Raw genomic sequence first — 22,701 nt, forward strand, 5'->3', positions numbered from 1 at the left:
GGGAGGTTTCAGCAGGACGACGGGGCGGAATCCCGGCGAACTTGGAAAATGGCCCACAGGAGACACAACGCGAGCCACAAGCCGACGAGCGGAAGCAGGTGGGCGACCGGGTCGGCGAAGAATGCGAGATGGTACTTCACTTTGTCGCGCAGGTTGGCGGAGGCGACGGGGCCGAGGCTGCGGACATATCCCACTGCGCCGGCGCCCGGAGCGACCCAGCCGGCCATGGCCCAGGACTGCAGCGCGAAGTGGAGCGCGATGCCGAGGGTGAAATCCACCGCGGCGAGGATGGCCCACACCCGACGGATCGGGCCCTCCAGCGCCGGCAACAGGGTGGCGATGCGGGCGAGGGCCAGGATGACGAGTGGTTGCAGGCAGATGTGCGTGAGACCCCATTGATCGCGTGGCGTGTGCACGAGAATGCCGCCAACGATGGCGAGGGGAATCGCCGTGATGTAAAAGCGGCGCGAATCAGGCGCCGCGGCCCGGCGCCGCCCGCGCGCCGCGACGATGGCGAGCACGAACAAGCCGCTGGCGCCGACGGCGAGCGGGAGGTTCACCTGATAGACGTTGAAGGCGACATCGCGCGCGCGGCCGAGGCGGCTCGTTTGCACGATGAGGCGGTCTTGGGGTTCTCCGCGCAGGGGAAAAGGCACCAGCGTGTCGCGCAGGTTTAGCAGGGGCACCAGGATGCGTTGGGCCGGCGACTGTTCGGACCACGCCCCGGCGGTGGTGGTGCTGCCGACGGTAGTGCGGCTGCCGAAGTGGCCGATCGACCAGGCGAGCCACACGCTCGTCACAACCAGCAGCAGCGCGGCGGCGACGGTGACCTCGCGCCAGAACGCGAAGCGCCGCCAGGCGTTGACCCGCCCGCAAAGGTAACCGGCGCCGATGGCGATGATCCATGGGCCGGCGGAGTAGTGGCTCAGCAACCCGAATCCCAGGCAGAGCCCAACCATGGGGCCGAGCGCGCTGGGTGCGGCGTCATCCAGGGCGGCGAGGGTGGCGGCAAAACCCGTCAGCACGAAGAAAGCGGTGGGCAGCTTCGTCCAGGCGAACGTCAGGTTTTGCGCCACCATCGGGCTAAGCATGAGCAGCAGGAGAACCCACGCGCCGGTGGTGGCCGCCGGTCGCCAGCGTCGGGCCAGCATGACCGCAGGGAGGAGCACGATCGAACTCCAGAGCGTGACGAACACCTGGTAGTCCGAGAAGGTACGGGCGGTCCCCTCGAGCCAGAGGGCGACGACGACATTCACCAGGGGCGGACGTGCCGTCAGCCCGTACAGGTAGCCAAAGACGGTGTCCAGCGGCCGGCGCTCGAGGAAAAACTGCGTGCGCTGCCAGTGTTCGAGCCAGTCGACCGCCCAGCCGCCGCCGGAGTAACTGACCACGAGGGCGAGCAGGCCCAGGCTCCAGGCGGCGAAGACGAGCCAGAGCAGGAGAAAGTGCCTCACCTCCGGAGTCGTCAGCAGCTCGAGGGCGGCGTGGCGGCGCGCCAGCCCGATGCCCGCGACCAGGACGACGGCGATTCCGCCGCCGAGCGGGTTGCTGCCGCCGGCGGCGAAAACGCCGAACGCGAGCAGGAACTGCAGCCCCAGGGAGCAGACGATGCCGAGGGCGAGCCGCAGGAGGGGCTCGCCCGCGTGGCGGGGGGCGAGCGCCGAACCGAGGCCAAACGTTGCGACGGCGAAGATTGCGAGGTCACGCAGCGTTTGGACGAGCAACATGGCGCGGGAGTTCTAGCGCGATCCGGCCGGGAAACACGTGAATTCTCGTCCCGAGCCTATTTCGGGGCACAGGCCCCCGGCCGAGATAACACGCCAAATCTGGCGTGTTATCGCCGATAACTCGCCAGATTTGGCGTGTTATCTCGGTATGGCGCCCCGGGTCGCGGTCGAACGAACGGTGCGGCGAACGGAGGCCGCGCCAGGGCGGGCGGGGGGCGGAGCGAAGGCGCGGCCGGACGGAGGATAGGGCCGGGCGGAACGGCGCGGCGAGACGGCAACGCGTGGCCGAGTGGAAAGGGACGGCCAAATGGAAGGCGCGGCCGACCGGAGGATGCGGCCTAACGGAAGGACGCGGTCGTTACCGGAGGATGTTGTATTTGAAGATGGCCCACAGCGCGCGGAAGCCGTCGCGCCAGCCGATCTTCTTTCCCTCGGAATAGGTGCGGCCGTAGTAGCTGATGCCGACCTCGTAGATGGCGACGTTGAGCTTCGCCACCTTGGCGGTGATCTCGGGTTCGAAGCCGAAGCGGTCCTCCTCGATCGTGATCTGTTTCAGGACCTCCCGGCGGAAAGCCTTATAGCAGGTCTCCATGTCGGTGAGGTTGATGTTCGTGGCCATGTTGGAGCAGAGGGTCAGGAACTTGTTGCCGACCATGTGCCAGAAATAGACGACGCGATGGGGCTGGCCGCCCTGGAAGCGGGAGCCGAAGACCACGTCGGCGCGGCCCTCGACGATGGGTTGGATGAGCCGGGAGTATTCCTGCGGGTCGTATTCGAGGTCGGCGTCCTGAACGAGGACGACATCGCCGGTGGCGGCGGCGAAGCCGGTGCGGAGGGCGGCGCCCTTGCCCTGGTTCACCTCGTGATAAATCACCTGGCTGACGAGCGGGGCGATTTGGGTGCGCAGGAGGTCGCGGGTGCCGTCGCGCGAGTAATCGTCGACGATGATGATCTCCATGTCCTTCACGGGGGCCTCGCGCACGCGATCCACGATGGTGCGGATCGTTTTCGCTTCGTTGTAGCAGGGAATGACGACGGAGAGTTTCATTGCGGACAGGCGGCTGAGACTGTGGAACGACGTGCCTTCAGGGAAAGCCTTTTCCCGGGGACGTTCGAGGGGCGATCAGGCGGCGTTGCGCCGCCGGATCAGTGCTTCCAGGGGCTTGAGGGTTACGTATGCATTGAGCGCGTCCAGCAGTGGATCGCCTATTCGCAGCGTTGAGGCACAGCGGGCCACCGCCGGATATGATCGCAGCCGTGCCCAGCTCCGCGCGACGCCATGCCCTGCGAAGAGCAGGCGGTTAATGTGGGCGACGTGATGCTCGTCCACGATTTCGCGCAGGAGTTGCAGGTCGAGTGGCATGGGCGGCGCGGTCTCGAATGCCGCAAGGTCGAGGTAGTTCTGTCCCGACCCGTCGACCTGACCCTCCACCGCGAGACCCATACGTGAGAAGAACTCACGTTGCCAGCGACGGCGCCGCCGCAGTTCCGCGGGGAGGGTGGTCATGGCCAGTGCGATCTCAGGGTCGAGGTAGGGGCTCCAAGGCGTGAAGCCGGCGTTGGCCGGCACGATGAGTGCGAAAGACAGAAGCAGCATCTTTTGCCGAATCACCTCCACGATTTGAAAAACAGGATCTCGGAATGCTTCTCGGTGGGTGGCCCAGTAGGCCTCGCGATATGCCCCCTCGCTTTTCAGGCGGCTCACCCGTCGGTTCGAGTGCACGCCGCGGGAAAGCCCCAGCAGTGGCAGATCAGCTGCGGATCGGGCGGGCAGCGGTGCGATGCTCCCGGCCCACGCGTCGCCGACGAGGCCACTGGCGAGCGGGCCGGGGGTACCGACCCGCTCGCTCACCGCGGCGTAGAACTCCATGTGGTACATGCCATGGGCATGGACGGAGATCCCGAAGGTATCGTCCCATTCCGGCAATCGGTCGAAGAAGCGCCCGAGAGGCACCTGCGCCCAGGCGACGCCGAGGCGTTCGGCAATCCAACGCGCGCGCGCTACTTCACGCGATTTCTCCTGGGTGCGCGAGACACCGTAGGTGAATGCGCGCACCCGCGACTTGTCTTGGAGCAGCGCCGCGATGAGTCGCGAGTCGTAGCCGCCGCTGAGCGGCAGCGTCAGCGTGCCTTGAACCGAGCTTTCCCAGCGGCAAACCTCCTGCCGCAGGCGATCGAGCACGTCGTCCACGCTGCTGGTACGCCCCTGCCACTGCTCGACTGGGTCCGGACGTGTGACCTCGTGGAATCGCCCCTGGTCATCACGGTGGAGTCCGTGGCAGGGGAGAACGAATCGTACGCCGCGAACCGGCGTGTGACCGAAGGCGCAGTATCCGAAGTCGAGGTAGTCGGCCAAGCCGTCGGCGTCGAAGGCGAGGGCGCGATAGTCGATGACCTCGTGAATGCACGCCGAAGCCCGGCCCGTGTGTTCGTTGTAGAAGTAGGGCTGGGTGCCCAGCCAGTCGGACTCGAAAACCAGCGCCATGGTTAGTGGTGCAGAAGAGCGGGCGGCAAAGCGGCGTCCATTCGCGCGCGGCTCTGCGGCGTGCGGCGATCGGGCAGTTCGCCGCCCAGCAATCCGAGGGCAGTGGCGAGTTCCTCGGCGTGAGTGATCGAGGCGAAAAGATGGTAATGATACAGTTGCCGGGCTTGCCGCTGGGCTCGCCAACGACTCGGCCCGAGCAGGGCAAGCAGGGCATCGCGAGCGACGCGGGCGAGCAGGCGCGCGCCCCGCCTCGGCGTGTCACCGAGGCCGCTGCGATCAGCGTAGAACGACGCCCACAGACGCAATGCGTACTCCTGATGCAGTGCCTCCAACATTGTCGGCTCTGACAACGGATCGTTGCGCTCACGCGCTTCCGGGGCGTGGGCAGGGACCTCGCCCTCGGGTTGGAGTGTCGCGGAGCCACGAGCGCTCGTCTCGCATGTCCAGGCGGTGATCACGGGAGGCGCGTTGAGGTTGGCGAGATCGAGGTGCGCGCGCCAGGAACGACGGGTTGCCGGATGCGGCCACGCCGCGGGATTCACCAGGGTGTTGCCGAGCCCGTAGAAGATCCACCCTTGCTGAAACCGCTCCCAACCTTGTGGTACGTGCGGGTGGTGGGCGTGCACGATGTCCGCGCCTGCGGCCACCATGCTGCGCAGCCAATCCTGCCAAGTGGGTGAGGGCCACGCACTGAGTTCGCTGCCGCCGTGCACCGTTACGATCAGGCGATCGACCTTGGCTCGAAGCATGCGAATGCGCGCGATGCACGCCGGGGTGAGCGGGTTCGTGCCTGGACGGTCTGGCCGAGCGACGCCAAACCAGCGGTCGGCTAGCGCCAACACCGCCACGCGCAATCCCCCGAGGTCGGCAAACCACGGTTCGGCGGCGACGCCAGCGTCCTTTGCCGCACCCAGACAGGGAATGCCCGCAGCGCGCAATCTCAGCCACGTTTCCTCCAGGCCCGGCGCTCCCAGATCGGCCATATGGTTATTTGCGAGGGTGACGAGCAAGTTGGGCCAGGCGGCCTTCCAGGCTGGGAGCACTGCCGCCTCCCCGCGCAACACCGGACCGGCTTTGGGGCTGGAACCGAACTCGCGTGGTGCCAGCGGGGTCTCGAGGTTGGCGAGGACCAGTCCGGCAGCGGTGGCTGCGTGGTCGAGCCGGCAATCGGCCAATTGCACGGGGGCCAGGTCGCCCAAGAGCACGAGATCGGTCATGGTGAGGAAGCAGCCGCGGTCCGGCGCCAGCCGACAAATAGAAACGATTGCAGCAGGAGCGCGACACTGGAGCGGGTGGGCGCAAAGAACAGCGGGGCGATGAAGACGATGAACGCCTGCGTCGTCAGCGACGCGATGGCGGCTCCCGTCGCTCCGAAACCTGGGATCAGGAACGCATTCAGGGTGAGATTCAGCGCCGCCCCCATCCCAACGTAGTACAGCCCGTAGCGCTGCAGGTCGTGCAGCACGAGCCATTGCGCACGCAACGCGCCGAGACCTGCGAACACGGCGTTCCATCCTGCGAGCGCGAGCACGTTCGCCGTCGGAGCGTAGGCGGGGCCGTAGAGCGTGCGCACAATCAACGGGGCTCCGACGCTGAACACCAGCGCCGTGCCTACGCCCGCCCACGCCGCGACGACGAGCAGGCGTCGCAATAAATGGAGAAATGCGTCGTGGCACTCGTTGAACCGGCGGGCGAGCAGCGGAAAGAAGGTGTTCACGAGGATCATCGGCAGAATGTAGCCGAACTCGGTGAGGCGGACGGCCGCGGCGTAGATGCCGGTTTCATGCTCCCCGCGCCACCAGGACAACAACACGATATCGATCCGGGTATAGACGAGAATGGCGATGTTGGTCAGGGCGAGCGGCCAGGCCCGGCCGATGAGATGCAGGGCTGCCGGCCAGTAAAAGCGCCACGCCGGCATGGGGGTAGTCGCATGGTAAAACCGCAGCAGGAGCAGGGCACTCAGCATGAGTTCCAGGCCGGCGACCCAGCCGAACCAGGCGAGCGGAGCGCCGAGCGCCGCCCCGAGCAGACGCAGGGCGGCTCCGGCAACGAGTCCTCCGGTTTGCGCGAGGACGGAGTATCTCGCCTGAGTCTGGGACTGAAACCAGCTATCGAGCGTGAGTACGACTGGCATTGCCAGTGTGACGCCCACCCCGTACAGCAAGCCGGGGTTCGTGAGGCTCGCGGACTCGCGCGCGAGGAAGAGGGCATAGCCGGCCCAGGCGAGCGGCAGGAGCATCAGTCGCAGCCCCGCGGCCGTTGCGAGAATCACGCCCTGTTCGCCGGGTCGGTTGATGACCTCCACCCGAATGATCGCGTCGAGCCCGAGATCGCACAACCCGGCGAGGATCGCGGCGAGTGCGAGGGCGTTACCGAGCCGGCCCGCCTCGGCCGGGCCGAGATAACGCAACACTACGACGCTCGTCACGAACACCAAACCGAAGCGGATGCCCCGTTCGAGGACGAGCCACCCGGCGTTCTGAATCAGGCCGGCGGTCGACGAGACATTGCCGGTGGCCGGCGGGAGAATCGTGCCCGCCGGTGCCACTCGGAGCAGGGATGCCAGCCGGCGGGGAAGGAAAACCATGGGAAAGTGCTCGCCGAAACGGGCCGAAGGAAAATCATGGGCGCTCGAATGTCGATTTTAGAGTCGAAGGCCGCTTTCGGGCCGCGGCCAGCCGATGGCTGGCGCGAGGCGATCCGCAAGGGCGGTGCTTTCCTATGGCTGCTGATGCATCCACAGCTGGCGCGGAAACTCGGTACTCTGAGCACCCGCGGCTACCTTGCGGACACAGGTTGGATCCGCAGCACCTTGCGGCCCCGCGGTGCGCTCGATCTTGCCGATCCCATGCCGTGGGCAACGTATCCGTTCGTTTCATTCATAGGAGCGCGGCTGCATCCACGGCTGCGGGTATTTGAGTACGGCGCCGGCACCTCGACCCTTTACTATGCCGCGCGAACCGCTGCGGTGTTCGCGGTCGAACACGACGCAACCTTCCTGCGTCGATTGACGCCGCACCTGCCGGCCAATGCACGGGTCGAGTTTCAAGCTGAGGGCTCGGAGGCCTATGTTCATGCCGTCGACGGAGCCGCGCCCTTTGACCTCGTGATCGTGGACGGCCGGGATCGGGTACGGTGTGCGACCGCGGCGCTGGCGGCACTGGCACCCGGCGGCGTGCTCGTGCTCGACGACGCTGAGCGACAGGAATACGCGCCGGCGCCGGCGCTGCTGTCGCAGGCGGGATTCCGCCGCCTGGACTTCAACGGGTTGGCTGCCGGCATCGTGCATGCGAAGACGACCGCCGTGTTTTATCGCCCCAACAATTGCCTCGGCCTCTAGCGCCTTCCGGTGGACGCGTCCTCCATTCCCGTCGTGCTGTTTGCTTACGCGCGCCCCGCGCATCTGGCGCGCGTGCTCGAGTGTCTCCGCGCCAACGAAGTTCCTGTGATCTACGCGTATGCGGATGGCGCCCGCAGCCACTTGGATGAGGCGGCGGTCGAGGAGGTGCGGGCGAAGTTGCGCGCAATTGACTGGGCGGAAGTGCGGCTCACGGCCCGCACGGAGAATCTCGGGCTCGGACGCAATGTCCTGGCGGGCGTTTCCGAGGTGGCGGCGTGCCACGAGGCATTTGTCGTCTGGGAGGATGATCTCATCGCGGTGCCGGGCACGTATGCGTGGTTGGCTGCCGCGCTGCGGCACTATGCCAGCGATCCGCGGGTGATGAGCGTCACGGGCTGGACGCATCCCCGCGTGACGCCGCCGGGCGTGGGCGCCGCGCCGTATTTCGATGGGCGGGCGGAGTGCTGGGTCTGGGGCACCTGGGCGCGAAGCTGGCGCGGGATGGCCGACGAGACCGCGGAGATGAAAATGGCGGCCGCGGTCGCGCGCGGCGTGGCCTCGGGGGCCTACGGTGCCGACTTGCCGGAAATGGCGCGGGCGGAACGACGACGAAACCTCTGGGCGGTGCGCTGGCTGTATCATCACCTCCAGCAAGGCGGGCTCTGTGTCCGGCCACCCTGGAGCATGGTGGAACACATTGGGACGGATGCAGGCGCGACCAACGTGATTGGCTCGGGGCCGTGGTCGGCTGATCCCCTGCGCGCGGCGCCTCCGCTCCCGGAAAGTTGGCCGGCGGCGCAGGAGGATTCCGCCTGCGCGGTGCTGTGGCGCGCGGTGAATCCACCTGCGCCGTGGCCTTGGCGGCTGGCCCGGCGGCTCCGGGAGAAACTCCGGTTTGGGCGATGAGCATGCGGCGAGTTGCGAAATACCTGCTCCCCAGCGGAATTCGCCGCTGGTTGCGCACGACCTTTGGCTGGCGCTGGCTGCGCGGCGAATACCCCGACTGGGCCACCGCCGCTCGAAAGGCCGGTGAGCTGGGCGGAGGCGCCCCGGTCGAGCGTGTCGTGCAGGCGGCGCGCGCGGTGCGCGCGGGCACCGGCGCATGGGATCGGGACGGGGAGGTGTTTACAGAGCCGGCGGTGCACGCGCCGCTGCTCGATGCGCTTGGTCGGATTGCGAGCGCTGGACAAGGCCTGACGCTGGTGGACTTTGGCGGGGGCTTGGGCAGCACCTGGTGGCAGCACCGCCGAGAGCTCTCCGAGCTTGGACCGATTGACTGGCGAATCGTGGAGTTGCCGGCGCTCGTTGCGGCGGGGCGGCGGGAGTTCTCTGACGCGACGCTTTCGTTTCACGATTCGCTCGCCGCCGCCACCGCTCGCGGCCGCGTGAACGTGCTCCTCCTCTCGAGTGTGCTGCAATACCTGGAATCCCCGCAGGCGTTCCTGCGCGATCCTGCGCTCGACGGGTTCTCCGATATCATCCTCGACCGAGTAGCCTTGGCGGCGGATGCTCGCACTCGGATCGTGGTGCAACACACGCCACCATCGCTCGGTGGGGGGGCGAGCCCCTGTTGGCTCTTTGGTCGTACGGGATTTGAGGCGCTTCTGACGCCGACCTGGTCGATCGTCTCGCAGTGGCGCGTGGACTTCGACGAGCTCGACGGGACGGCGAGTTACGCTGGATGGTGGCTGCGCCGACGCGAAAGCCAGAAGGCAGACGCGCCGGCACGGAGCCTGACGCCACGACCGTGAATCACTACTGCACGTATTTTGACCGCGGATTCCTGATCCAGGGGCTGGCGCTCTGGCGGTCGCTGGCGCGGCACGATCCGGCGGCGGTGTTGTGGGTGCTGGCGCTCGATGACGCGACGAGCGTGGTCCTGCGGCGCCTGGGCGATGCCCGGTTGCGGGTCGTCACCCTCGCCGAGTTGGAGCGCGACGACCCGCCGCTGGCGGCGGCAAAGGCAAACCGCACCCGGGTGGAATACTTCTTCACGCTTTCGCCGTGCTGGCCACGGTGGCTCCTGGCGCACCAACCCGAGATCGACCGTATCACCTATCTCGATGCGGACCTCTGCTTCTTTGCGCCGCCGGCCCCGGTGTTTTCCGCGATGGACGCCGCGGGCGCCAGCGTGCTGATCACGCCTCACCGGTTCTCGCCCTGGCTTTCGCACTACGAGCAACATGGCCGCTTCAATGTGGGCATCCTGGTGTTTCGCGGAGATGCCACGGGGCGCGCCTGCCTCGACGACTGGCGGGAACGCTGCCTCGCGTGGTGCCATGATCGGGTGGAGGACGGACGGTACGCCGACCAGGGCTATCTCGACGCCTGGCCGGAACGCTGGGGCCAAGCGCTGCTCGTGCTGGATCACCCCGGCGTGAACCTGGCCCCGTGGAACTGGATGCAGCACCGACTCCAGGCGGCAGCCGTCCCGCCGGGGCAGGATTCGCCCCCGTCCGAGCCGGGATCCGCGGGCCTGACCGTCGATGGTTGCCCGGTGATCGTCTTTCACTTCGCGCGATTTCGGCCGCTGGACGCCGCGGCCCGGTGGTGGCAATCGGGTCAGCTCGACTACGGCATCATGCCGCCGCGGTGGCGCGAGGCGCTCTATTCGCCTTACCTCCGGGCGCTGCGCGCGGCGCGCACGGAACTGCGTGCGCTGGACCCCGCGATCGACTTCCCGCGGCGCGCCGGCCGCTTGGGGCGCGACTTCTGGCGGGCGCTTCCGCTTCGGCTCCTGTTCGGAGGCGACTGGCTGCGCGCAGGCGACCGCTTCTTCAATCTGCGTTTTGGACTCGGGCGCTGGTCGGGCCGCGCGTTGGCGATAGCGCGCAAGGCGTTCCGCCGCCGCATTGCTCCGGTCGCCTAAGGATCGCTCCCAACGATTTCGTGGACGACCTGGTCCGCCGTCCTTTGCACCACACGCAGGTGGGCGCCCGCGGGCTGCGGCGGGGTAACGCGGCCGGGAAGCTGCTCGATCGCGCCGTCGCCCACCAGCAGGATGCGAGCGCGGGGCGGAAGTGCGTCGCGGCGGGTTGGGCCCGAGAACAGGTCGTAGGTACCGGTGAAGCGGTTGAAGAAGACGCGGCCTGGATACAGCTCGGAAAGCATCGGACCGAACATCCCCCAGGCTGAACCGTTCCCGAAATACAGCGCGAACGTCGGCGATGAGCAGCGGTAGTACTCCACCCGCAGGGCGTCTCCCCGCGAGGGCACACCGGCGGCCGATGCGAGTTGGCGGTCGCGCGCAGCGCCCAGTTCATGCGCGAAGTCGGTGAGCCGCCAGGCGGCGAAGAGTCCGGTGACGAGCATCGCCGCGGCCCACGCCAAACGCGTGCTGGCTTGCCGTCCCGTCGGGCCAGTTCGCGGCATCAGCTCCAGCATCAGACCGATATTCAGTGCCGCCGCGACCATGGCGGGAAGGAGGTAGTGCGGGCGAGGGTGCTTCGCCACCATGAGCACGGCGAGAATCTCGACAACGGTCGTGATGAGGAGAAGACGGGCGAGCACGCGCGTGCCTGGCGGCACTTGGTTCGAGCGGACCAGGCGCAGGCCGACGGCCCCGCTAAGCACGATCACGACGAGCAGCACCGGATCAGCGACAATCAGCCGGGTGAGTTGGGGAAGGTACGTTGCGGCGTCGATCATGCCGGCGTCGCCGCTGCCATAGAACCCCGTATGGGTGCTCACGGCGAAGAGCCATCGCAGCATCCGTGGCACCTGCGTGGCAATCGGCAGGAGGAAGAGGATGACGCTGACGGCCATGGCTCCTCCCGTCCACAGGGACTGCCGCCGCGAGCGCGTCGTCAGGAGAGGAAGCAGACACAGCGGGAGGAAATTGACCTTCGTGACCAAAGCGGCGCCGGCGACGAAGCCGAGTACGATGCTCAACAGTGTTGGCCGGGCGCTCGGCGGTGCTTCTGTCGGCAGGTCGCGAACCAGCGTCAAGGCCACGACGAGTAAGGTGAGCGGCAGAAGCAAGGCCTCGGGCGCGATGAAGAGCGTCGCTCTCCAGGGCTCGATCTGCAGCAGGGGAATCGCCTGGACCACGACCCCGCTGCTGACTCTGCCCGTGCGGGCGGCGACGAGGAACCCGGCCAGCGTGAAGCTGAGCGCGGTTATGCCGACGAGCACGCGATGGATTGCAGCCAGCGCTCGTTCCGGATCACGCAGCGCCGCTGCCGATTCGGCCAGCGTATCTTGCCCGGGAAGAACTTGCTGCAGCACCGCCGCTCCGAGCACCTGCAATGGCGTTCCCGGATGATCAACGTGACACGGTGTCTGGCCGTTGAGCAGGAGAAGGGAGCTGAAGAGATACTGGTAGCTCGGGTCACTGTTCTGGCCCAGCCACAGGGGCCCCCGCTGCCGCGCAAGTCCCAGCGCGACGAGCACGAAGGCGATCGGGATCACCAGGAGGACCAGCTGGGTCCACCGCCTGCCGGCAAAGACTCTCATGAGAAACGTGGTCGCCGTCGCAGCAGCTGCTTCCGCAGAAAGCGGACGACGGAGGCGGCGTCCCAGGGCCAGCAGCGCGGGGCGGGGAAGTAGCGGTGGCGGACGGCGATTTCCTCGCGGTAGACGCGCCAGCGGCCGCTGTCGCTGGCGCCGCGCGAGCCGCACGCGGCAATGCGCAGGGCCAAGGGCACGAAGCGCACGCCGGCCTGCCAGAGCCGGAGGTTGAACTCGTAGTCCGCGGCGATCGCCAGGGTACGATCGAAGCCGCCATGCTCCGCGAACAACTCCCGGCGGTAAAACGCGCCCTGGTGGTGGACGAAGTTGCGCGCGAGTGGGTTTGCCTTCGGCCGCAGACGATAGACGCGGCCGTCGTCGTAAACGGCTTCGCCGACCATCACGCCCGCGCCGGCCCGCTCGGCCAACGCCATGGCCTCGCCGAGCACGGTCTCGCCGAGCAGGCGATCGTCGGCGCCAAGGAAGAGCACCCACTCCCGCGTTGCCGCCGCGACGCCCTTGTTCATCGCCTCATAAATGCCGCCGTCCGGCTCCGACATCAGGACCGAAATCCGGTCGCGATGCGCCCGCAGCCACGCGAGCGAGCCGTCCGTCGATCCACCGTCGATCACAATGAGCTCCACGGCGGGCTCGCGCTGCGCCCAAACGCTGGCGAGCGCCGCCTGCAGCCGAGGGCCCGGATTCAGGCAGGGCACGATGATGCTGAGGCGGCCGGCGGACATTGCGTTCGGCTAGAGCTTCTCGCAGCGTCCGGTCGTGTCCACGCCGGAGTTGCCACTGCTTTCGATCATCATCGTCGCGTACAAGTCCCGCGATGAGATCGGCGGCTGTCTCGCGTCGCTGCCGCGAACGATGGCGGGTCGGCCCGTGGAGACGATCGTCGTGGACAACTCCCCGGGCGATGGCGCGGGTGATCTGGTGCGCGCACGCTTTCCGGAGGTCGTCTACCTGCCCGCGCCGGAGAACCTCGGCTTTGGCCGCGCCAACAACCGTGGGTACGCCTCCGCCCGGGGCGAATACGTGCTGTTCCTGAACCCCGACACGATCGCTTCCGCGGACGCGCTCACCGCCTGTGTCGGCCGCCTGCAGGCCGACGCGGGCATCGGCCTGGTTTCACCGCGACTGGTGCAAAGCGACGGGACGATGGACCTCGCCTGCCGCCGCTCGATTCCGACGCTCTGGGACGGCTGGTGTCGCGCGACGGGGCTCGCCGCGCGCTTCCCGCGTGTGCCGCTCTTTGCGGGCTACAACCTCACGCATCTCCCCGACGAGGGTACCTACGAGGTCGGAGCGATCAACGGGGCCTTCATGCTCGCCCCCCGCCGAGTGCTGGCGGCGCTCGCGCCGGACGGGGTGGTTTTCGACGAACGCTTCTTCATGTACGGCGACGACCTCGACCTCTGCATCCGCGTCGTCCGCGCGGGCTTTCGGATCGTGTATGACGGGCGCGTGACTGTCGTGCACCTGAAGGGGCTGAGTGTCGCGAAGGACTACGACGCGATGTCGCGGGCCATTTTCGATGCGAACCGCGACGTGTACATGAAGCACTTCGGCACGTCGGCGTGGGCGCGAACGAAGTATCGGATCGCCTTCGCGCTCTGGAAGTGGGTGGCACTCCTGCGCGCGCGGCTTCGGGGCCACCGCCGCGTCCGGCCGGTCTAGTTCGGGGCGATGTGGGCGTGGGGCCGGGCGCAAGCACGCGCGAAGGGCATCAGTACGCCTGCGGGCTCCGCCAGCGGACGAAGGTGAGGAGCACGATCTGGAGATCCAGCCAGACGCTCCAGTTTTCGATGTAGTAGATGTCGTGCTGCACGCGCGCGGAGAGGTCGGTGTCGCCGCGCAGGCCGTTGATCTGCGCCCAGCCGGTCATGCCGGGCTTCACGATGTGCCGGGGCAGGTAGTGCGGGATCGCGCCGGCGAGCTGGTCGACGTGATAGGGGCGTTCGGGCCGGGGACCCACCAGGCTCATGTCGCCGCGCAGCACGTTCCAGAACTGGGGCAGCTCGTCGAGGTTCCACGCGCGCATGAACGCGCCGATCCGCAGGAGACGCGGGTCGTGGCGCGCGGTGCTCTGGCGCTGGGCATCGGCGGCGGGCGCCTCGGGCACCATGCTGCGCAGTTTCCAGAGCGTAAACGGCCGATGGTTCGCGCCGACGCGGGTCTGCCGAAAAAACACCGGGCCGCCGGGCGACTCGCGTTTGATCAGGAGCGCCAGGACGGCGATCACCGGCGTCGACAACAGCAGGCCGGCCGTCGCCCCCACCAGGTCGAAGCCGCGTTTGAGCATCCGGCTGAACAGGCGCTTGATCGCGAGCTCCTCGATGCCGAGGACCGGTACGCGGCCGATTGTCTGGAGCCGCAGGCCGCTGAGGAAGATGTCGAACGCCCCCGGCACGATCTTCCACTCCACGTAGTTGCGTTCACACGTTTCCACGACGTGGCGCATGTCGGCCTTGGGCAAGTCGAGCCGGGTGAGAATCAGGACGTCGACGTGCTCCCGCGCGAGGATCGCGTCGAGCTCGGCGAGCGGCCCCAGGTCGGCCAACGTCGACTCTCGGCGGGCGGACGGAAACGGGGGCGTCGTCTCCGGCGATGTCACCCGGCCGACGAGCACGAACGGGTGGGCCGGGTCGCGACCGATCTCCTCCGCCAGCGCCGCCGCGTGCTCGTTCCAACCGAGGAGGGCGGCCCGCCGGCGCAGTCGCTCCAGGAGCCGCGTGCGCAGCGCGATGCGGTGGACGGTGATGCGCCAGGCGTAGAGCAGGCCGACCACGCAGACGAATGCCAGCACCACGAAGAGTCGGGAGATGGGCGGATCGAATCTCAGGACGAGCGAGATGCCGAGGTAGGCCACGAGCCAGAACGCCGCGCCCTTCAGAATGGCGTTGAGACTCTGGTAGCGCCGGAGGAGCAGGCGCGCGTCGTAGAGCCCAAACTGGGCAAATGCGGCGATGAGCAGGGCGACGCCCAGCAGCAACAGCGGCAGGTAACGACCGAACGTGGCGTCGGGCACGTCGATGCCGAGCGCGCCAAGGCGCGACCGGTAGCGTAGCCACCAGGCGATCGCCACCCCGGCAAACGTCATGAGCGTGTCGCCCGCGAGGAGCAGCAGGGGCAGGACGGTCTGGCGCAGCCGCGGCGCATCGGTCCACGTCGACGGCGTGCTGCCGGGACGGGCGGAAGGCGACGGGGGCGTGGGGGCGCTCATGACGGGTTACTTGCTGCCGGACTCCGCGCGGTCGAGCAACTCGATCAGCAAGGGCGAGGGCACCCAGCCCTTGTCGGGCCAGAGGAAGGCCAGTTCGGTCTCTCGGACGCTGCTTTCGGTGACAACCCACAGGTCGAAGGGCGGCGGCAGATCAAGATTCCGCATCAGCACGGGGTAGCCCACGCGCTGGCGGCGCAGGCTGTGAGGCGGGATCCGGGTGACGGTTTCGCGACTCGGCGCACCGCGGAAGAACTCGCGCCGCGCCGCGGTGTTGGCGACGGCGGCGACCGCCGCCGCATCGGCCTCGCCCGCGAGCCACGCGCGCAGGCGCTGCAGGTAACGCAGCTCGCGGGCCGGCCAGGAATCGGGCCGGAGTCGCGCCGCCAACCGATCCTCGGTTTGCGCGAGCTGGCTGAGGACGGCGGGCCGGAGCGCGAGGAGGCGTTCGTTGCGCCACCAGGGTGAGAGTTGGAACACGGGGTCGTTCAGCCACTCGAGGGCAAACGCGGCGGCGGCATCAGCCCGGCCGGCGTTGAGACGGGCGAGGCCGAGTCCGAAGTACACGCCGCCCTTGTCGGGCACGAGATGGGCGGCGGCAGTGAAGTGGCGGGCGGCGCGCCCGGGATCGTCGACCACGAGCAGCCAGCCGAGGTTGAAGTGGGCGATCTCCTGGTCCGGGTTCAACGCCAACGACTGCTCGAGCAGCGCCCGGGCCCGCGCCGGTTCGCGCCGTCCGACCTCGTCGCTCAGCGCGGCCACGTTGAGCGCCGGAGCGCGGTCGGACCGGCCGAGCGTAACCAAGGCCAGCAGCCCGAGGAGGGCGAGGACGCCGGGGCCGCGCGCGAGCCTCCGGCCGGGCGCGCTCGCTGGCGGAGGACGCAGGAGGGCGGCACTGGCGGCCACCGCGATTCCGAAGACCGGCACGTCGAGCTGGGCATCGAACAACGAGAACACCGCGTAGCCACCCAGCGCGACGGCGGCGGTTGGGTGGCGCCGCGCGCCGGCCAGGACGAGGACCGCGCCCAGGACGGCGAGGGCGAGGCCCACGCCGCCGAACTCGGCCCAGAGCTGGAGCGGCAGGGAGTGTAGTTGCAGGACGGATTCGGCGCCGCCCTCGAGTTGCGCCCGATACCGCGGGTAGACCAGGGGCGTGGTGCCCGGGCCCCAGCCGAGGATCGGCCGGTCCATGCCCATGCGCAGGCCGGCGTGGAGCATGGCCGCGCGCTGGACGTTGCTGATGTTGGGCGCCGCGTCGGCCGCGGACGGCGACAGCATGGCGCGGGTGCGTGGGTTGGCGGCGACGAAGAGCAGGCCGGCCAGCAGGCCCGCGGCCGCTACCCGCGCCTTCGCCCGGCGCGACCAGGGGGCGAGCCCGAGCGCGGCGACCGCCATGGCGCCGAGCGCGAGGACGCCGGCCCGGCTGCCGCTCGACAACAGCATGACGAGCGCCATGACCGCGACCGTGAGACCCGCCCAGCGATCGCCTCGCGCGGGGCGCCGGGCGCCATGCACGCCCCACGGCAGGAGCAGCAACGCAAGCCCGGCGGTGTAGTTGGAATGGCCCAGCGGATACGGATTTCGGGCGGCGACGATCTCGGCGAAACTCGTCCGCGCGCCAACCTCCACGAGCCAGGGCAGCAGGCTGGCAACCCCCAGGAGCAGCCCCATGCCCAGGAACACCCGCTCGGTCAGGGTCCGGCGGCGGGCTTCATCCCCGGGGGTCGCGTGCAGCCAGTCGAACAAGGCAAAAAAGGCAGCCGTCGCGGCGAACCACGGCGCGGCCCACAGCAGCGCGGGGCCGCGGTGAGGACTGGCGATGGCGGAGACGAGCACCGCTGCAGCGAACGCGAGTGCGACGCCGCCCAAGGCGCCGCGCGGTGACACCAGCGGATGGCGGGGGGCAAAGGCGCGGAGCAGCAGGATGCCGACGGGCGCGAGGAGGGTGACGGCGTAGGCGAGGCTCCACGGCCAGGAGAAGACACGCGTGGCGGCCGGCGGCACGATGCTGATGACGGCAAGCCCGACGAGCGCGGCGACGGCCAGCCCCACGACGGGCAGGCGGGGGCCTTGCGCGCCCGCGTCGGGTGGCGGCCGACCCGGCTCTGGGGACCGGGACGATGGGCCGAGGCCGTCGGCTGGGATCATGGCGGGATCTTTCAGGCAGCGCCGCGGGTGCGGCAAGCACCCATCCGTCGAACGCTTGTGAAACCGGCGCGCCGGCGGTCCGTGTCTGGTCAGGCCGACACTTGACCGCAGTGCATCGGTCCCGGCAGGCTGCGGCGATGTCGCAAAGCGTCCCTCCGAAGAAACGTCTGCCCATTGTGCAACTGGCCATAGTCGGCGTGGTGGCGCTCGCGGCGGTGATCCTCGTCCTGCGCGGGGTGGACCTGCGCAGCCTGATGGACCAGGGCATCGTGATCATCCGCGATCTCGGCCCGGTGGTCTTCTTTGCGGTGATGGCGGTGCTGCCGGCGTTCGGGGCGCCGATGATGATCTTCACGATGACCGCGGGGCAGGCGTTTGAGCCCCAACTCGGGCTCGCGGGCGTCATTGCGATTTCCCTGGCGGTGGTCGGCCTCAACCTCGCGCTGGGTTACTGGGTGGCGCGGTATGCGCTCCGGCCCGTGCTCGTCGGGTTGATCAAGCGCTATGGCTACACGGTTCCGCGGGTGACCAAGGAGAACGCGCTCGCGGTGACGATGCTCGTGCGGCTGACCCCCGGGCCGCCGTACGCTTTCCAGGCGTGCATCCTCGGTCTCGCGGAGGTGCCGTTTCGGATGTACCTGATCGTTTCGTGGCTCGCCATGGTGCCCTGGACCGTCGGCGCCATCGTGCTCGGCAAGGGCATTTTCAGCGGCAAGTTCGGCATGGTCGTCTCCGGCATCGGCGTCCTCATCGTCGCCGTGGTTGCGGTGCAGTTGATCCGGCGGAAGCTCGCGCGGCGCCGGCAGGAACTCACGCCGGCGGAGGAGAAAGTCTGAGCCGGCCGCGCGCGGCGAGTGGAACCACCTGGCGGGAGGCAAGCCCATGGCGCAGGCCGAGATCGAACTGACGGACAACGGGACGCGGGCGGAGAGCGTCACCGAGTTCACGCGCCGCGTGAAGCGGCTGCTCGAGGGCGGGATCCGCCCGGCGTGGGTGCGCGGCGAGGTTTCCAACGTCCGCGCGCAGGCGAGCGGCCACGTGTACTTTTCGCTCAAGGATGCCGGGGCGCAGCTCAGCGCGGTGCTGTTCCGGGGCGACGCGCTGCGCCAGACGGTGAAGCTGCGCGACGGCGCGCAGGTCGTGGTGTACGGCGAGATCAGCGTGTACGAGGCGCGCGGGCAGTATCAGCTCATCGTGCGCGCAGTGGTGGAGGACGGCGTGGGGCGGCTGCAGCGCGAATTTGAGGCGCTGAAGGCGCGGCTGGCGGCGGAGGGGCTGTTCGCTAAGGAGCGGAAGAAGCCGATCCCGACAATGCCGTTGACCGTTGGGTTCATCACGTCGCCGACGGGCGCGGCGGTGCAGGATTTTGCGCGGATCATCACACGGCGCGGCTGGTGTGGGCGTGTGGTGGTTTTGCCGGCGAAGGTGCAGGGCGAGGGGGCGGCGCTCGAGATGGTTGCGATGCTGAAGCTTGCGGCGCAGCTCGGGATCTTCGACCTGCTGGTGATTGGCCGCGGCGGCGGGAGCCTCGAGGATCTGTGGGCCTTCAACGAGGAGCCGCTGGTGCGGGCGGTGGCCGGTTGCCCGCTGCCAATCATCTCGGCGGTGGGGCACGAGATCGATTTTACGCTGTGCGATTTCGCGGCTGACCTGCGGGCGGAGACGCCCAGCGCCGCCGCGGAATTGATCACGAGTCATTTTGTCGACTGCGCAGACCGGCTGCGGCAGGGCCGCGAGGGACTGGTTGCGCTCGTCGACGGTGCGGTGCAACGGGCGCGGGCGGAACTCGAACACGCGCGCTCCCGGCTGCGGCTGCTGTCGCCGGCGACGCAGGTGGAGCAGGGCTACCTGCGGCTGGACGACATCGCGAACCGCCTGGGTTCGGCGCTGCGGCACGCGGCCCAGGAGAAACGCCGGCAGGTGGCGGAGGTGCGGGGGCTGCTCGAGCGCCGGTCGCCCGAGCGCCGCGTCGAGCTGGAGTCGCACCGGCTGCTTTCGCTTTGGAAACGGCTACAGGCGGCGAGTCCGAAGTCGGTCCTCAACCGCGGCTTCGTGATCGTGCGCGATCAGGCCGGTCGGCCGATCACGCGGCGCGCCCCGCTCACGCCGGGCCAGCGGGTCTCCACCGAGTTTGCCGACGGCAAGGTGCAGGTTCGCGTCGAAGAACCGGGCGGCACCAAGTCCGCCTGAGCCGCTTGGGGGAACTTGCGCGCCGCGCGGCGGCTGGCCGTTTGGCCTATGTTGCCCGGTTCAGCGCCGGTTGCGCTTTGGCGGGAGATAGGCTTCTTGCGGCGTCGGTGCCTTGCGTTCGTCTCCGCTTCCGGGTCCGGCAGCCGCGGCGCAGGCGTCGTGGCCTCAGTCAGGAGGCGCCGATTCCCGCTGACGTTCTCCGCTCCCTTTTCCCCACCATGAACAAACGTATCCTGCTGTTTCCGATCGTCCTTTCCTTCCTCGCGCTGCCGCTGGCGCGCGCGGAAGACCATGCCCATGGCGCTGCGGCCCATGAGAAGCACACCGAGCTCGGTGAGCACATGGAGAAGATGGGCGGCGCTTTCCGACGGCTGAGCCGGCAGATTTCCGACCCGACGAAGAACGAGGATTCGCTCAAGCTGGTGGCCACGCTGCGGGAGAATGCGGCGGCGGCATTGAAACTCGTGCCAGCGAAGGCCGCGGATGTTCCGGCGGAGCGGCGGGAGCAGTTCGTCACCGACTACCGCGCGAGCATGGAGCGGTTCGCGGGCGAGTTGGAGAAGCTCGAGGCGGCGCTGAAGGCGGGCAACAACGAGGCCGCGGCCGCGCAGTTCAAGGTGCTGAAGCAGGCCCAGGATCAGGGCCACAAGGAATTCCAGAAGAAGAAGCCGAAGAAGTCAGAGAAGTGAAAGTGCAGGGAGTGAAAGTGAAAGTGAGAGTGAAAGTGGGGCGGAGCGCGGGATGCGCTCCGCCGCGGTCACGGGCCTGAGCTTCGTGCCCGACTTTGCTAGTCGGTAGGCGCGAGGTCGGGACCGAGGCGGAGGGTGCCGGTGTTGGCCAACTGGACGTCGCGGCTGTGGCCGGCGCAGCGCACGCGGCAGGCAGCGCCTGAGGTACCGCGGATTTCGGCGTGCGTGAGAACGCCGGCCTTCCACGCGAGATCGACCTCAAAGCCACCGCGCGCGCGGAGCCCCGTTACCGAGCCTTCGGGCCACGCCTTTGGCAGCGCCGGCAGGAAGTCGAGCTGGGGAACGCCGGCCACGTCGCCGGGTTCGGTGCGCGTGTGGCTCTGCAGAAGCATTTCGGCGATGCCGGCGGCGCCGCCGAAATTGCCGTCGATCTGGAAGGGGCCGCAGAGATCGAAAAGATTCGGCAGCGTCTTGCGGGCGAGCATCTCGGCGAGTTGTCGAAACGCGAACTCGCCGTCGCCGACGCGGGCCCAGGCCGGGATTCGCCAGGCGTAGCTCCAGCCCGTGCTGCCGTCGCCACGCCAATCGAGGAGCCGTTTGGCCGCGGTGAAAACCTTTGGGTCAGCCGGGGTGATGTCCGCGCCGGGGAACAGTGCCCAGAGCGGCGACAGATGCCGGTGGGCGTTGTACGGCTGGTCGATGTCCTCAAGCCACTCCTGCAACTGGCCACGGCGACCGATCAGCGGCGGCGGCAACTGGGCCTCGGTGCGCACGAGCTGGGCGGCAAAGTCGGCGTCGACGGCGAGGAGCTTGGCCGCCTCGCGCGTATGCACGAAGAGCGCGCGGATGAGCTGGATGTCCATGGTGGGGCCGACGGTCAGCGTGCCTTGCTCGGGGGAAAACGACGGCGAGGTGACGAGCCAGCCGGTCCGGGCGTCCTTGACCAAGGTGTGCAGGAAGAACTCGGCCGCACCCTTCATGGCGGGATAGGCGCGCTGGGCGAGAAACGCGCGGTCGCCGGTGAATAGGAAGTGTTCCCACAGGTGGTGGCAGAGCCAGGCGGCGCCGGTGGGCCACACGCCGTCGACGTTGTTGAGCGGGGCGGTGCCGCGCCAAAGGTCGGTGTTGTGGTGCACGACCCAGCCGGGCGCGTCGTACTGCCGGCGCGCGGTGCGACCGCCGCTGATGACGAGATCATCGATCAGGTCGAAGAGCGGCAGGTGGCACTCGGAGAGGTTGGTGACCTCGGCGGGCCAGTAATTCATCTCCACGTTGATGTTGGTGGTCCACTTGCCCTCCCACGGCGGGGTGAGGAGTTCGTTCCAGACGCCCTGCAGGTTTGCGGGCTGGCTGCCGGGGCGGCTGCTGGCGATGAGCAGGTAGCGACCGTAGTCGAAGTACAGCGCGGCGAGCCCGGGATCGGCGGCGAGACCCCCCCGCTTCAACCGCGCGACGCGGCGATCGGTGGGCAACGGCGCCCCGGTGTCGGTGCCGGTTGGCGCGAGGTGCAGGCTGACGCGGCGAAACAGCCGGCGGTGATCGGCGAGATGGGCGGCGACGAGGGCGTCATCGGTCTGCGCGGCGGCCCGGGCGAGGGTTTCGGCGCAGCGCGCCGCAGGATCGGCGGTGATGTCCTGGAAATTCCGGAAGCCGGTCGCGGCGACCAGGAGCAACGTGACCTCGTCCGCGGCGGTGACCTCGAGGCCGGCGGTGGTGGCGGCAACCTTGCCGCCGGTGGCGCGGGCGAGCAGGCGCGACTCGAAGCGAAGACCGCCGGCTTCAACTTGGCCGGCAAGCGCGAGCGTCGCGGGATCGACGACCCGCGTGGTGCTGTCTGCGTGCGGGCTCGTCATCGCGACCGAGAACGTGAGCCGGCCGGGCTGGCTGGCGGTGAGGCGGATGACGATGACGTTGGCCGGGTAGCTGGCGAAGACCTCGCGGCGGAACGTGACGTCGCCCACGCGGTAGGTGACGCGGGCGGTGGCGGCGTCGAGGTCGAGTTCGCGGCGGTAGTCGGCGACCGGTCCGGTGGCGGCGCCAGGGAAGCGGAACTTCAGGTCGCCAAACGGCTGATACGGTTTTTGGCGGACAGGGTCGCCGAGGAAGTGGGCGCGGGCCAGTTGTTGGGCCGCCTCGACGTCGCCCTGGGCGAGGTGCTGGCGGATCGGCTCAAGGTAAGCGTGGGCGTCGGCCCGGACGTAGTCGTGCGGGTGACCCTTCCACAGGGTGTCCTCATTGAACTGGATCCGTTCTTCGGTCGTGCCGCCGAACACCATGGCGCCGAGGCGACCGTTGCCGACCGGGAGTGCGTCCGTCCACTGGGCGGCGGGCTGCGCGTACCAGAGCGGTTCAGCGGCCGGGGCGGTCGCGATGCAGAGCAGGAGGGCGAGGAGATGGGGCAGGCGCATGGCGAACGGAGGAAGGGGAGACGAGACTCCCGCGGA

At 68.7% G+C, this 22,701-nt stretch carries 18 protein-coding genes; 8 read left to right on the forward strand and 10 right to left on the reverse strand.

Features of this window, described 5'->3' with window-relative positions; all coding sequences use genetic code 11:
* Positions 1-8: 8 nt before the first annotated feature.
* The 5 genes from DB354_RS08990 to DB354_RS09010 all read right to left on the reverse strand — a co-directional run bounded on the left by DB354_RS08990 (position 9) and on the right by DB354_RS09010 (position 6,802).
* Positions 9-1,727: a hypothetical protein gene (locus tag DB354_RS08990; RefSeq protein ID WP_107835144.1), complete on the reverse strand. Its 1,719-nt coding sequence runs from the start codon at positions 1,725-1,727 to the stop codon at positions 9-11.
* A 358-nt stretch (positions 1,728-2,085) separates the two neighbouring features.
* Positions 2,086-2,775 (reverse strand): glycosyltransferase family 2 protein, encoded by a 690-nt coding sequence (locus DB354_RS08995; protein WP_107835146.1) that lies wholly within the window; start codon positions 2,773-2,775, stop codon positions 2,086-2,088.
* Positions 2,776-2,850: 75 nt separating this feature from the next.
* Entirely contained in the window at positions 2,851-4,212 is a 1,362-nt protein-coding gene (locus DB354_RS09000; RefSeq protein ID WP_107835148.1) for an asparagine synthase-related protein, read from the reverse strand.
* 2 nt (positions 4,213-4,214) lie between these two features.
* Positions 4,215-5,429 carry a CapA family protein gene (locus DB354_RS09005; RefSeq protein ID WP_107835150.1) on the reverse strand — a complete coding sequence of 405 codons (1,215 nt, stop codon included), beginning with the start codon at positions 5,427-5,429 and terminating at the stop codon, positions 4,215-4,217.
* The gene (locus DB354_RS09010; protein WP_107835152.1) at positions 5,426-6,802 is read right to left on the reverse strand and encodes a flippase; all 1,377 of its coding nucleotides are present in this window, start codon (positions 6,800-6,802) and stop codon (positions 5,426-5,428) included. Before DB354_RS09010 ends, DB354_RS09005 begins: the two co-directional genes overlap by 4 nt.
* Positions 6,803-6,808: 6 nt before the next feature.
* Between DB354_RS09010 and DB354_RS09015 the strand changes: the two genes are divergently transcribed.
* From DB354_RS09015 to DB354_RS09030, 4 genes are read left to right on the forward strand one after another with little or no spacing between them, the layout of a single operon-like run.
* Entirely contained in the window at positions 6,809-7,555 is a 747-nt protein-coding gene (locus DB354_RS09015) for a class I SAM-dependent methyltransferase (RefSeq protein WP_146180164.1), read from the forward strand.
* A 9-nt stretch (positions 7,556-7,564) separates the two neighbouring features.
* Positions 7,565-8,461 (forward strand): hypothetical protein, encoded by an 897-nt coding sequence (locus DB354_RS09020; RefSeq protein WP_107835156.1) that lies wholly within the window; start codon positions 7,565-7,567, stop codon positions 8,459-8,461.
* A complete protein-coding gene (locus DB354_RS09025; protein WP_107835158.1) occupies positions 8,458-9,306 on the forward strand; it encodes a methyltransferase, TIGR04325 family in 849 nt (282 codons plus the stop codon). The genes DB354_RS09020 and DB354_RS09025 overlap by 4 nt, the downstream gene beginning before the upstream one ends.
* Entirely contained in the window at positions 9,303-10,424 is a 1,122-nt protein-coding gene (locus DB354_RS09030; protein WP_146180165.1) for a hypothetical protein, read from the forward strand. Before DB354_RS09025 ends, DB354_RS09030 begins: the two co-directional genes overlap by 4 nt.
* Here DB354_RS09030 and DB354_RS09035 read toward each other — a convergent pair.
* Positions 10,421-12,010, reverse strand: coding sequence for a hypothetical protein (locus tag DB354_RS09035; RefSeq protein ID WP_107835161.1), 1,590 nt, complete (start codon positions 12,008-12,010; stop codon positions 10,421-10,423). The genes DB354_RS09030 and DB354_RS09035 overlap by 4 nt on opposite strands.
* Positions 12,007-12,747: a glycosyltransferase family 2 protein gene (locus tag DB354_RS09040; RefSeq protein ID WP_107835163.1), complete on the reverse strand. Its 741-nt coding sequence runs from the start codon at positions 12,745-12,747 to the stop codon at positions 12,007-12,009. The genes DB354_RS09035 and DB354_RS09040 overlap by 4 nt, the downstream gene beginning before the upstream one ends.
* Before the next feature lie 34 nt (positions 12,748-12,781).
* Between DB354_RS09040 and DB354_RS09045 the strand changes: the two genes are divergently transcribed.
* A complete protein-coding gene (locus DB354_RS09045; protein ID WP_107835165.1) occupies positions 12,782-13,687 on the forward strand; it encodes a glycosyltransferase family 2 protein in 906 nt (301 codons plus the stop codon).
* 49 nt (positions 13,688-13,736) lie between these two features.
* Here DB354_RS09045 and DB354_RS09050 read toward each other — a convergent pair whose 3' ends face one another.
* Together DB354_RS09050 and DB354_RS09055 are read right to left on the reverse strand one after the other, a co-directional pair.
* Complete coding sequence (locus tag DB354_RS09050; protein ID WP_107835167.1) at positions 13,737-15,233, reverse strand: sugar transferase; 1,497 nt, start codon at positions 15,231-15,233, stop codon at positions 13,737-13,739.
* Between the two features lie 6 nt (positions 15,234-15,239).
* The gene (locus DB354_RS09055; RefSeq protein WP_107835169.1) at positions 15,240-17,378 is read right to left on the reverse strand and encodes an O-antigen ligase family protein; all 2,139 of its coding nucleotides are present in this window, start codon (positions 17,376-17,378) and stop codon (positions 15,240-15,242) included.
* A gap of 176 nt (positions 17,379-17,554) precedes the next feature.
* Here DB354_RS09055 and DB354_RS09060 point away from each other — a divergent pair, with 176 nt between their 5' ends.
* From DB354_RS09060 to DB354_RS09070, 3 genes are all read left to right on the forward strand, one after another.
* Positions 17,555-18,214 (forward strand): VTT domain-containing protein, encoded by a 660-nt coding sequence (locus DB354_RS09060; protein WP_158277447.1) that lies wholly within the window; start codon positions 17,555-17,557, stop codon positions 18,212-18,214.
* Positions 18,215-18,260: 46 nt separating this feature from the next.
* Positions 18,261-19,568 carry an exodeoxyribonuclease VII large subunit gene (xseA, locus tag DB354_RS09065; protein ID WP_107835171.1) on the forward strand — a complete coding sequence of 436 codons (1,308 nt, stop codon included), beginning with the start codon at positions 18,261-18,263 and terminating at the stop codon, positions 19,566-19,568.
* Between the two features lie 218 nt (positions 19,569-19,786).
* On the forward strand, positions 19,787-20,257 hold the full coding sequence (locus tag DB354_RS09070) for a cytochrome b562 (protein WP_107835173.1): 471 nt from the start codon (positions 19,787-19,789) through the stop codon (positions 20,255-20,257).
* Between the two features lie 98 nt (positions 20,258-20,355).
* Here the strand turns inward: DB354_RS09070 and DB354_RS09075 are convergent, their stop codons facing one another.
* Positions 20,356-22,665 (reverse strand): glycoside hydrolase family 95 protein, encoded by a 2,310-nt coding sequence (locus DB354_RS09075; protein ID WP_107835175.1) that lies wholly within the window; start codon positions 22,663-22,665, stop codon positions 20,356-20,358.
* Positions 22,666-22,701 lie beyond the last annotated feature (36 nt).

Origin of the sequence: Opitutus sp. ER46 (assembly GCF_003054705.1) — a bacterium.
Classification (GTDB): Bacteria; Verrucomicrobiota; Verrucomicrobiia; order Opitutales; family Opitutaceae; genus ER46.